13 protein-coding genes are annotated in these 10,045 nt (G+C 34.4%); 7 read left to right on the top strand and 6 right to left on the bottom strand.

Going from position 1 to position 10,045, the window contains the following annotated elements:
* Positions 1-132: 132 nt before the first annotated feature.
* The 6 genes from BMW63_RS18160 to BMW63_RS12705 all read left to right on the top strand — a co-directional run bounded on the left by BMW63_RS18160 (position 133) and on the right by BMW63_RS12705 (position 4,671).
* A complete protein-coding gene (locus tag BMW63_RS18160) occupies positions 133-285 on the top strand; it encodes a hypothetical protein (RefSeq protein ID WP_175460287.1) in 153 nt (50 codons plus the stop codon).
* 11 nt (positions 286-296) lie between these two features.
* Entirely contained in the window at positions 297-527 is a 231-nt protein-coding gene (locus BMW63_RS12685) for a hypothetical protein (protein WP_074723834.1), read from the top strand.
* A 7-nt stretch (positions 528-534) separates the two neighbouring features.
* Positions 535-915 carry a YchJ family protein gene (locus BMW63_RS12690; RefSeq protein WP_074723835.1) on the top strand — a complete coding sequence of 127 codons (381 nt, stop codon included), beginning with the start codon at positions 535-537 and terminating at the stop codon, positions 913-915.
* Between the two features lie 224 nt (positions 916-1,139).
* A complete protein-coding gene (locus BMW63_RS12695) occupies positions 1,140-2,258 on the top strand; it encodes a vWA domain-containing protein (RefSeq protein ID WP_074723837.1) in 1,119 nt (372 codons plus the stop codon).
* A gap of 188 nt (positions 2,259-2,446) precedes the next feature.
* Positions 2,447-3,910 carry an AAA family ATPase gene (locus BMW63_RS12700; RefSeq protein WP_074723838.1) on the top strand — a complete coding sequence of 488 codons (1,464 nt, stop codon included), beginning with the start codon at positions 2,447-2,449 and terminating at the stop codon, positions 3,908-3,910.
* A 167-nt stretch (positions 3,911-4,077) separates the two neighbouring features.
* A complete protein-coding gene (locus BMW63_RS12705) occupies positions 4,078-4,671 on the top strand; it encodes a 2OG-Fe(II) oxygenase (RefSeq protein WP_074723840.1) in 594 nt (197 codons plus the stop codon).
* A gap of 218 nt (positions 4,672-4,889) precedes the next feature.
* Here BMW63_RS12705 and BMW63_RS12710 read toward each other — a convergent pair whose 3' ends face one another.
* The 3 genes from BMW63_RS12710 to BMW63_RS12720 all read right to left on the bottom strand — a co-directional run bounded on the left by BMW63_RS12710 (position 4,890) and on the right by BMW63_RS12720 (position 7,633).
* On the bottom strand, positions 4,890-5,600 hold the full coding sequence (locus BMW63_RS12710; RefSeq protein WP_074723841.1) for a DUF4339 domain-containing protein: 711 nt from the start codon (positions 5,598-5,600) through the stop codon (positions 4,890-4,892).
* 100 nt (positions 5,601-5,700) lie between these two features.
* Complete coding sequence (locus BMW63_RS12715) at positions 5,701-6,843, bottom strand: saccharopine dehydrogenase family protein (protein WP_074723842.1); 1,143 nt, start codon at positions 6,841-6,843, stop codon at positions 5,701-5,703.
* A gap of 229 nt (positions 6,844-7,072) precedes the next feature.
* On the bottom strand, positions 7,073-7,633 hold the full coding sequence (locus BMW63_RS12720) for a DUF6642 family protein (protein ID WP_074723844.1): 561 nt from the start codon (positions 7,631-7,633) through the stop codon (positions 7,073-7,075).
* Positions 7,634-7,917: 284 nt separating this feature from the next.
* Here BMW63_RS12720 and BMW63_RS12725 point away from each other — a divergent pair, with 284 nt between their 5' ends.
* On the top strand, positions 7,918-8,394 hold the full coding sequence (locus BMW63_RS12725) for a hypothetical protein (RefSeq protein WP_074723845.1): 477 nt from the start codon (positions 7,918-7,920) through the stop codon (positions 8,392-8,394).
* A gap of 279 nt (positions 8,395-8,673) precedes the next feature.
* Here the strand turns inward: BMW63_RS12725 and BMW63_RS12730 are convergent, their stop codons facing one another.
* The 3 genes from BMW63_RS12730 to BMW63_RS18165 form a co-directional block, all read right to left on the bottom strand.
* The gene (locus BMW63_RS12730; protein WP_074723847.1) at positions 8,674-8,850 is read right to left on the bottom strand and encodes a histone H1; all 177 of its coding nucleotides are present in this window, start codon (positions 8,848-8,850) and stop codon (positions 8,674-8,676) included.
* A 522-nt stretch (positions 8,851-9,372) separates the two neighbouring features.
* Positions 9,373-9,687, bottom strand: coding sequence for a helix-turn-helix domain-containing protein (locus BMW63_RS12735; protein WP_074723849.1), 315 nt, complete (start codon positions 9,685-9,687; stop codon positions 9,373-9,375).
* Positions 9,688-9,820: 133 nt separating this feature from the next.
* The gene (locus BMW63_RS18165; protein ID WP_175460288.1) at positions 9,821-9,979 is read right to left on the bottom strand and encodes a hypothetical protein; all 159 of its coding nucleotides are present in this window, start codon (positions 9,977-9,979) and stop codon (positions 9,821-9,823) included.
* Positions 9,980-10,045 lie beyond the last annotated feature (66 nt).

Consider the following 10,045-nt stretch of genomic DNA (forward strand, 5'->3'; position numbering starts at 1 on the left):
TGCCCCATATTTGTATAATACAAGTACCTTCTACTTAAGATAAAAGCTATTTTATTTTTTAAAAAAAACTATGGAAGTACCATGGTGATTAGAAGACTTGTGTTTTAATAAGAGATTGATAAATAAACTATTATGAGCAGGAATAACGAAAAAAACATCAAAAAGCATAACGATAAGCTTCATAAAGCGCAGGACAGAGTTAAAAACGCAGAAATTCTTCGCAAAGAAAAATTAAAAGAAATTACTAAAAAATTTCACGACGCAAAAAATTTAGATACACTGTAATTAAAGAAATAATGGAAAACGATAAATTCATCGAATTGAACAAAAATGTTCAGGAAATAATTGATTTGATTGCAGCTAAGAATGCAAAAGAAGCGAATAATAGATTAGTGGAAGTTAGTGAGCAGTTAGATGATTTTCTTGATTTCTCAGATGATGACGAGGATTTGATTGAAATCAGTAAATATCAAGTATTATTGAATCAATTGTACCAAAAAATAATTGCTCTTAACGGGCAGGCATAACTGATAAATGAAAACATTAAAATGCTATTGCGGTTCGCTAAAGGAGTTTAGTCAATGTTGCGAAGTCTACATTAAGGGAATTAAAAAAGCTCCTACTGCAGAAGCTTTGATGCGTTCCCGCTACTCCGCATTTGCTACCCAAAAAGCAGATTATCTCGTAGCTACAACTCATTTTTCTACTCGGAAACAGCATAGAAAAGAGGATATTCTAGAATGGTCTCAAAGCAATAAGTGGATTAAATTATCGGTTTTAGACACCACTGTATATACCGTTACTTTTAAAGCATTTTACCTTGATAGCGAACTTCAAGCGCAAATTCATCATGAGCATTCTACTTTTAAATTAGAAGATGGAAGTTGGTTTTATGTTGACGGGGAATTTTATTAGTTTTTGTAGTAATCAAATAGGCTTGTATGTACATACCGCGTGAGTGATTGCAGCGGAAATCCTCTCTCGTCTCGTTCTTAAAACGAGACGAGAGAGATTGAGAGCGAAAAGCACGACCCTTGCGGTCACGCCCAAATTACGTTGAGGGGCTAGTTCATGTTTTAACTAAAAATTAATATTCGTTTGTCAATGCGCTGTTTCAAAATGATGTAATTTTAAAGTCTATGAAAAATGATACTAAAAAAGGTTTCTACTTCAAGCAATATGAGGCGCCAAATCAGTCTCCGTTTGATAAACTCTTTGGAATTTTCAAAGAATTAATCACGCACACTTCAGGAGATTTTGACGAAGCAATTGACTGGTTGCGGGAACTAGACAAAGAATATAAACTCACCGATGAACACTATTCCATCGATGATTTTATAGAAGATTTGAAGAAAAAAGGATACATCAAAGATGAACTGAAGGACGATGGAACGTCAGGTATTGGTATAACTGCCAAAACGGAACGTGCTATCAGGCAGCAAGCTTTAGATCAGATTTTTGGAAACTTGAAGCGCTCTGGAAACGGAAATCATAAAACAAAACATTCCGGCAATGGGGATGAGCATACGGGAGAATTTAGAGAGTTTCATTTTGGCGACGGCCTTGAACGAATTTCTTTGACCGAAAGTTTGCGTAACGCCCAAATCAATAATGGAGTAGAGGACTTTATGCTCACTGAAAATGATTTGGTTGTTGAAGATACCCAATACAAATCCCAGATGAGTACGGTGCTAATGATCGACATTAGCCACAGTATGATTTTGTATGGTGAAGACCGAATCACGCCTGCCAAAAAAGTGGCGATGGCTTTAGCAGAGCTGATTACTACTCGTTATCCAAAAGATACATTGGATATTTTGGTTTTTGGAAATGATGCTTGGACGATTGCCATCAAAGATTTACCGTACTTAAAGGTAGGGCCTTTTCACACCAATACCGTTGCGGGATTGCAATTAGCAATGGATTTACTGCGAAGAAAGAGAAATACCAATAAACAAATTTTTATGATCACGGACGGTAAACCGAGTTGTGTTCGCGAAAAAGACGGTAGTTACTACATGAACAGTAACGGTCTTGACGAATATATTGTCGATAAATGCTACAGTCAGGCACAACAAGCCCGAAAACTGCACATTCCCATCACGACGTTCATGATTGCAAACGATCCCTACTTGCAGCAATTTGTCAACAAATTTACGGAAGCCAATCAAGGGAAAGCCTTTTACACCGGACTGAAAGGACTAGGTGAAATGATCTTTGAGGATTATGAGACCAATCGTAAGAAGAGAATAAAATAGTGTTCAGTGTTTAGTTTTTAGTGTTCACTCGAGCTGTTGAAAATAGAATATAGAAATACGAATAAAGAGAAAAAGACTAAGTGAACTTTGCGTAGAGCCTTGCGCCCTTTGCGGTTAAATAGAATAAGTAACGTTTAGAATGTAGAATAAAGACTTCCCGCACTTTGCGGTTAAACAAATCAAAAAAAATGAAAATAGAAAACATAAATACATTAGGCGAATTAAAAGCTTCAGGATATCAAAGTAAAAGTATAAAAGAAGAATTGCGTACTAATCTTCGTGAGAAAATAAAATCAGGAAAACCAACATTTGATGGTGTTCACGGTTTTGAGAATACAGTGATTCCAGAGTTAGAACGTGCTATTTTATCGCGTCACAATATCAATTTATTAGGACTTCGTGGTCAAGCCAAAACGCGTTTAGCCAGAAAAATGGTCGAATTATTGGATGAGTATATTCCGTTTGTGAGTGGTTCAGAGATCAATGATGATCCTTTGAAACCTATTTCGCGCTACGCCAAAGAGCTAATTGCGATAAACGGAGATGCGACTGCTATTTCATGGTTGCATAGAAGTGATCGTTTCTTTGAAAAACTAGCAACGCCAGATGTTACCGTTGCGGATTTAATAGGTGATATTGATCCTATCAAAGCAGCCAATTTAAAACTGTCCTATGCTGATGATCGTGTGATTCATTTTGGTATGATTCCGCGCGCAAACCGTTGCATCTTTGTGATTAACGAATTACCTGATTTACAAGCGAGAATACAAGTGGCATTGTTTAATATTTTACAGGAAGGTGATATTCAAATTAGAGGATTCAAATTGAGAATGCCACTGGATATGCAGTTTGTATTCACCGCAAACCCTGAAGATTATACCAATCGTGGAAATATCGTGACTCCGTTGAAAGATAGAATCGGGTCTCAAATATTGACGCACTATCCTGAAACGATACAAATTGCCCGTACCATTACGGAGCAGGAAGCAAACCTAGATGCTGTTCAGAGTGATATGGTTCACGTTCCTTCTTTAGCAAAAGATTTATTAGAACAAATCAGTTTTGAAGCTAGAGAAAGTGAATATATTGACAATAAAAGTGGGGTAAGTGCCCGTATGAGCATAACTGCTTATGAAAACTTATTAAGCACGGCAGAACGTCGTGCTCTAAAAGCTGGCGTTGATAAAACGACTTTGCGTTTGTCTGATTTTATGGGGATTATTCCATCGATTACTGGTAAGGTAGAGTTGGTTTATGAAGGAGAGCAGGAGGGAGCGGCTTATGTAGCCCAAAACCTGATTGGATCAGCGATTCATACTTTTTTTCCAGGCTATTTTCCTAAAATTGAAAAACTGGAAAAACCAGATGAAAAAACGGCTTATACGGATTTAATTGAGTGGTTTTTTGCCGAAAGCGGTTTTGAATTATTAGATGACGCTACGGATGAGGAATACCAAAGAATTTTGGGTTCAATAGTACCTCTCGAAATCTTGGTTAAGAAATACCAGCCCCAATTAGAAAAGGAAGACCGATTCTTTATGAAAGAATTTATTCTTTGGGCGATGGTAGAATATAAAAAACTGAGTAAAGACAGAATTACGGATGGTTATCAGTTTAAGGATATGTACGGCAGTTACATCAGTAAATTATAATCGAAAAATAAGAGTTATATAATTGTAAAAAGGATTCAGATTCACTTCTGGATCCTTTTTTTCTTCATATATACTAATAGTTACTAAGTTTAGTTTATAAAAATCTATTGCTATTTCTTTTTAAACTACCTTGCTCCGTTGGCATCACTTTCGGTCAATGTACTACAATGGAAAATAGCTTTGAAGCTTTAATTACCTCCTATATTGAGAATAAAGTAGGGATCTCTGAACATTTTTTAAGCGACGACTTGGCCAATAGCTTAAAGCAAAATTTACTCGCCTTAAACCAACAAAATTTATTAATTGTTGCAGGAACAGGTAATTCAGAAGTAATCGCTTATGATAACGCCGTGCGAAGTGATTCTATTTATTGGTTAGACAAAAAGCACAATAATGAATTTGAAAATGCTTTTTTTGAACAAATTGAAGCTTTTATTGCCTACTTGAATGAGAGTTGTTATACTGGAATTACGGGCTATGAATTTCATTATTCCTTGTATGAAAAAGGAGATTTTTACCTGCAGCATTTTGATCAATTTCACAATAACCCTAGTAGGAAGTATTCGATGATTAGTTATTTAAATGACAATTGGCAACCGGCTGATGGAGGAGAATTACTAATTCACCAAGAAAATAATAACCAGAAAATCGCGCCTACACAAGGAAAGACAGTTTTCTTTAAAAGTGATGAACTACTTCATGAAGTTTTAGTGACTCAAAATACCCGAATGAGTATTACTGGATGGCTAAAATGTGATTGATTTTTATCATATCTTTCGATACCAAATATAATAATTGGCTCATAGACGCAACGGATCTAGCACATTGCTACAGACTGATTTTAAGAAAGTCAATAGATCTGTCGTATGTACATGTTATTTTTTGATTTAGTCCGCTCCGTTAATAGTTGTATTATATTTTTAAGTCAAAAGTATTATTTGAGTATTGATTTAAACGGTATTAAATGGAATAGTCTATTTTAACGAATCATTTCAAGTTGTAAATACAACCTGTCCGATTCATTTTCTAATTGGATTATTTGAGTTTCTATATTTTGGAGATCATTTTGTAACAAACTAATTTCTTCCGTTTTTTCACTTTCAGATCGAAAGAATGTAAATTTTTCGGCATCACTTAAATCTTTTGTCGATGTTGCTAATTTATTTTTATTGTCAATCAGCAAGGCCTTAATTTCGCTAATGCGACTGTTGATCGAATCTCTTTTTCTCAGGTTATTATTTTCTAACGCTATTCTTTTTCTAATTTCCTCTTGAATGCGTTCTTCATTACGTTCGTTTTGCTCTAGTTTAATTTTTTCGTTGCTAAATTCGGTTTGTTTATTTTTTAAGTCTAATTCACTTCTTTTATTATTTTGAATGACATTAAGAATAAAAACGGTTAGGAGTATTGCTGAAAATAACAGCGCTAAAAAAAAGTGACTTTTTTTTAGTCCTAATATGGTTTTAGAAGTTTTGTAAAGCTCTATTTCGGGAGTAGTAATAGCTTGTTTTATAGATGGAGGAACTACTGTGAAAAACGATTTAAGTTCTTGTATGTCAGTAGCGTGCTTCCATTCGTCCATAGCTTGGTGCCAAACTAAAGTAGCTTTGGTAAGCTGTTGGGTTTTTAATTCGTCTAGTGTAAATGGCCCACCATTCTCTTGGCCATTATTGATATAGTACGTTCTCATTATTTGCGAATATTAACTGTGCTTTAATAGAACGTAATATTACAAAAAAATGCATTTTGTTTGTATGGAAAACCAAAGTTTGTTTCGTACTAATTAGGCATTAAATTTTTCCATATACTCTAGAAACAAAATTCCCATTAAGGAATGCTGCGGAGTCAATTTGGCTTTGTAGAAGAGCACCTTTGTACTTACCTTCGAGCAGTAATTGTGCGGCTTGCGCCAAAGGTGCTGCGGTAGTAGTTTGAATGGCTCTTAATTGATGATTCCCTATTTTTTGTGGGAGTATGGTTTTGGCTATTTCGCGGCGGCGTAAAACTCCTTCGATGTCTTTGCCTTCTATGGCAGCATACAATACAATTTGGTCGTCCTCTATATGCGGAATTGCTTCTTGCATCTTCTGTTGGAGTTCTTTAATTGCATCTTTTGTAGTGCCTATTTTTTTTATTTGCTTTTCAATCCATACATAATGACCAGGATAGCGTAATGTTTTATAATCGAGATGGCACACTTTTCCAGATAAAGCATCTGGTAAATCTGCGGCACCTCCAGAGGTAAGATCTTCTTCATAAGTAATGCCGTCAATAATTATGGTAGCTCTTTCTGATAAGGACGGCAGTGTGGTTTTGACATAGTCCCTCAGTACAATGGTATCTTTCAGGTACTCGGTTGCCACACCTACGGGACTCCAAGTAAATCCGTAAAAGTGAGGTGCCACGGCATGTTTTGTTAAGGCACCAACTTTAAATTCTAGTGTGTGGACAGAGTTGACTTTGTAATCATTTTGAAATTGCTTGAATAATTCATGGGCTAATAAATCAATATAACCTGGTGCTAAGCCAGTCTGCAATAGAAAACCAGTAGTTGCATTTTTAGACAAAGTTATAATTTCCGCCGTTTCGGCAACATATTCAGTAAGGTTGGCGTAATGAAGGTTAAAGTCTTTTGCAAATTGAGCTATTCTTGGTGCTGCGACACCTGGCAGGCAGTCCAGAATGATATCTCCTTGTTGAAAGATGGTAATCATTTCCTCAGTTAATCCTTTTTCGTCAAGATTAAAAGCTTTAATGATACAGGGTTTTGTAGTTCCTTCCTCTATCCACTTAGCTACTTTTTTAGCTTTTAAAAAACTTCGATCGCCAATAAAAAGAGTTGGAGTGGTATCACTCCATTCGGCTAAAATTAAACTAACAGCCTCAGCAATACCTCCGGCTCCTGCGATAATAATATTGAAATGTTTTTTCATATATTAAAGTTAGTAAATTTTATGTAAACAACTGATTTTTAATTTATTAAATAGTAATTATGTTTAACTTTACTGCAAATTACATAGTTTTTTATTTTTATGGCTATGAAGGTACAAAGACGCTAATTTAATGAGTGAGTATTTTTGAAACTAGCGATAAGCACTCAGGTTCGCAGTAAAATTTTAACCTTGTAGATTTGGTTTAGTTATAAAAAATGGACTATTGTTTTTAGTAATACATTCTAAAGTCTAGCAGTTTACAAAGCGCATAATGTTTTTGATGCAATTCTTCAACTATTTCAACAAGGTCGTCTTGTTCTTCACATAAGCTGAAAAAAGCTTTGTCTAAGTGAATACTGCTCAAGGTATGTAATGATTCCCCGTAACCGGAAATGGCACGAGCATTAGTGATGTCCAAAAAGTACTGGGCTTCTTCGGCAGTTAAGTCTAAAACTTTTTTATTAGAAAAGTGTACGATTTTACCTCTTAATTTTCCTTCAAATAACTCAGCAATTTCCTCTAAGCTATAGTAATAATCATGTAAGCAAATATTGTTTTCTTGTCCGGGCATTACCAAATAAATAATAACATAATCTTTAAAATTATGATCGTCATAAAGTAAAGCACCTAAGCTTTCTTCTAATCCTTCAATGGTATCGCAGGTTTTGTAAATACTGGCAATATTATGCTCAAGGGCAAATTTTTCTAAGTTTTTTACCACCTCAGTATTTGTAGTGGTGTCTATGTCAGGAACACCTTCGAGGCAGAAGATAAAGGTTTCATCGTCCATGAAATTATGTTTTGTATTCGTAATTTTTAGGCTAAATTAAAATATTTAAAGAGACTTTTTAGTTCTTATGACCAAATTTAATGTTAATTTTTATCCAGAAGTCGGATTCAATTATTTTCTGTATTTTTCGAAAATAATAGTATTTTTAATCTCCGTAAAAGAATATAAGCGAACTATGCTAAAATGGATTCAATCAGGTTGGTTGTAGTTAGAAAATCAACTATCTTTCTATCTTTAAATGAAATTAAAATTTTAATTAAATTAATAAAACTAATCAGCGAACTATGTCTAGATTAGACAATACTCAGAACTTACCAATCTTCCAAAAAGCAGAACTGATTTACCAATTAGTTGAAAGCTTGATGGGGTCGTTACCGGAAGACGATGATTATATTCAAGGAACAAAAGACTTGATGCGAGCCGATGCTATGATTATTACGGTAAAAATTGCGGGAGCCGAAGGAGGTGATTTATACAGTATTCGGATGCAAAATGCGGCTATTATTAGAGATCATGCGATGCACTTATATGTACAGGTGGGAAGTTTGCGATTTCATGAGAGTTATAAAGATTTAGAATACGTAAAACTCATTAGAAAAGAAATTGATGAATTTCGGTTGTTGTTTTTAGATTGGGTAGCTAGTTTTGAAACTAGCAATCACATTTGGGATGAATGGGGTTTGTTTAATCCGCAAGGAGTAGTTCCACCGACAGAGAGTGATGATTTTGATATTAACGATTTTTTTGATGGGGATGAATAGATTTTATCCAAGGTTTACTTTCTGCCCAGGATAGTAACGAAAAGCCCGCAAGGGAAGAGCCCGTATAAAACAAAACCCAAAACAGCGACCAGAGGAAGCTCGTTTTGGGTTTATGTTTTAAGGGCGATTCCCGCGGACTTGTAGTGAATAGCCTGAAATGGCAGTCATGTGACTGCTACTATACAGCTGCTCGCTAAGTAAATTCCGTTTGAATAGTACTTAATGGTGTTAAAAAACAAAAGCCCCTAGATTGACTAAGGACTTTTGTGTAAAAGGGAATTATTTTTTAGACTCTTCGATAGAAAGTTTTCTAAATTCTTTTAGCATTTTTTCCATTTCTAAAGTTGACTTACGTGCTCTTGCTCCAGCAGCTTTTACTCCTTTTTCAATTAGAGATTCTGTTTCTGCAGTAAATGCTTCAAACTCAGCGTTAATCTTTGCTACTAATTCTTTCATGTCTTTTATTATTATAGTTAAGTTACAAAAATAGAATTTTGCGAAAGATAGCCTAGTAATATTATGTTAAAAATAACTCACCACTGCTATTTATTGCTCTATCAGTGGTGAAATTAGGGATTGTGTTAAGTACAATCGGCTAATTTGGAGATCAAACGAAAGCTGTTATTTTCTTTTTATTTGAAATTTTATTGATGTTTAAAGACTGCTAACTTGCTCACGATTGCTATTTTCCAATACAGAAAATAACTTTCCTTACTTTAATGGCTTTTTAAACCTCTGTGGTACAATTATGGTACAATTTAAAGCAAACTATCACAAAACTAAACAAAGTATCCTTATTAAGACAACATATCTCATGGGAGTTGTTTGTACAAAAATAGTTATTAATTTTGAATGTTTATTACATCACTGTTATAAAAAAGCTAAGTCTTATATGATGGTGATACCTAGAAATTAGGATTTAAAAAAAAAAGAGGTCAAAAGAAAAGAGGTCAAAAATCTAGTTTTACTTCAGATTTTTCACCTCTTTTCAATATCATTTTCGATCTCGAAATAAGTTTTTACTCGACCAGACTTAATCCATTTCATTAACTCATGCCTGTAAAAATAAATGCGTTTACCTTGTTTATTAAATGGGATTTCCCTTTTACACACTTTACTATAGATTGTTGATACCGATAGATTTAAAAGTTTTGATGCTTCTTGAATGTTTAGAAGTTCTTCCTTATTTTCTTCTACAGTAGAAATTCTTGCAATTAGTTTTTCTAAATAATCCAATTTATCATGAATCTTGTTCATCATTATAGGTATTTGGTCAAAAGTGAATGGCTTCATGGCGATCTGTTGTTTAAAACTTCACGTAAAAATATCCAATACGACCATTGGAGATAATAGATGTCCTTTAAAGCGAGAGTTTGGCGTTTAATTTCTAATTATTACTAATTCTAAGGCAATTGAGAATAATTATTCATATCAGCAAATGTGGGTTCGCTTCATCTAGTTTAATAGCGCTGTACTGCAAATTCCAGCTATATTGACCACCCAATTCCAATTTAAAGTGATGACCTGATTCCAATTCAAAATGACCACCTAATTCCGGAGCAAAATGACCATCTCCATTTTTCATTAAAAACTACTTTTTTTCATCTGTTAATTAGTATTCAAATATACTTAAAATATTATCCCTTGTTTA

This window comes from Flavobacterium frigoris (assembly GCF_900111075.1).
GTDB classification, from domain to species: domain Bacteria; phylum Bacteroidota; class Bacteroidia; order Flavobacteriales; family Flavobacteriaceae; genus Flavobacterium; species Flavobacterium frigoris.

Excerpts from the sequence above, each read along its gene's own strand:
- BMW63_RS18160 (WP_175460287.1), top strand. The coding sequence starts at position 133 with ATGAGCAGGAATAACGAAAAAAACATCAAAAAGCATAACGATAAGCTT.
- BMW63_RS12685 (WP_074723834.1), top strand. The coding sequence starts at position 297 with ATGGAAAACGATAAATTCATCGAATTGAACAAAAATGTTCAGGAAATA.
- BMW63_RS12690 (WP_074723835.1), top strand. The coding sequence starts at position 535 with ATGAAAACATTAAAATGCTATTGCGGTTCGCTAAAGGAGTTTAGTCAA.
- BMW63_RS12695 (WP_074723837.1), top strand. The coding sequence starts at position 1,140 with ATGAAAAATGATACTAAAAAAGGTTTCTACTTCAAGCAATATGAGGCG.
- BMW63_RS12700 (WP_074723838.1), top strand. The coding sequence starts at position 2,447 with ATGAAAATAGAAAACATAAATACATTAGGCGAATTAAAAGCTTCAGGA.
- BMW63_RS12705 (WP_074723840.1), top strand. The coding sequence starts at position 4,078 with ATGGAAAATAGCTTTGAAGCTTTAATTACCTCCTATATTGAGAATAAA.
- BMW63_RS12710 (WP_074723841.1), bottom strand. The coding sequence starts at position 5,600 with ATGAGAACGTACTATATCAATAATGGCCAAGAGAATGGTGGGCCATTT.
- BMW63_RS12715 (WP_074723842.1), bottom strand. The coding sequence starts at position 6,843 with ATGAAAAAACATTTCAATATTATTATCGCAGGAGCCGGAGGTATTGCT.
- BMW63_RS12720 (WP_074723844.1), bottom strand. The coding sequence starts at position 7,633 with ATGGACGATGAAACCTTTATCTTCTGCCTCGAAGGTGTTCCTGACATA.
- BMW63_RS12725 (WP_074723845.1), top strand. The coding sequence starts at position 7,918 with ATGTCTAGATTAGACAATACTCAGAACTTACCAATCTTCCAAAAAGCA.
- BMW63_RS12730 (WP_074723847.1), bottom strand. The coding sequence starts at position 8,850 with ATGAAAGAATTAGTAGCAAAGATTAACGCTGAGTTTGAAGCATTTACT.
- BMW63_RS12735 (WP_074723849.1), bottom strand. The coding sequence starts at position 9,687 with ATGAAGCCATTCACTTTTGACCAAATACCTATAATGATGAACAAGATT.
- BMW63_RS18165 (WP_175460288.1), bottom strand. The coding sequence starts at position 9,979 with ATGAAAAATGGAGATGGTCATTTTGCTCCGGAATTAGGTGGTCATTTT.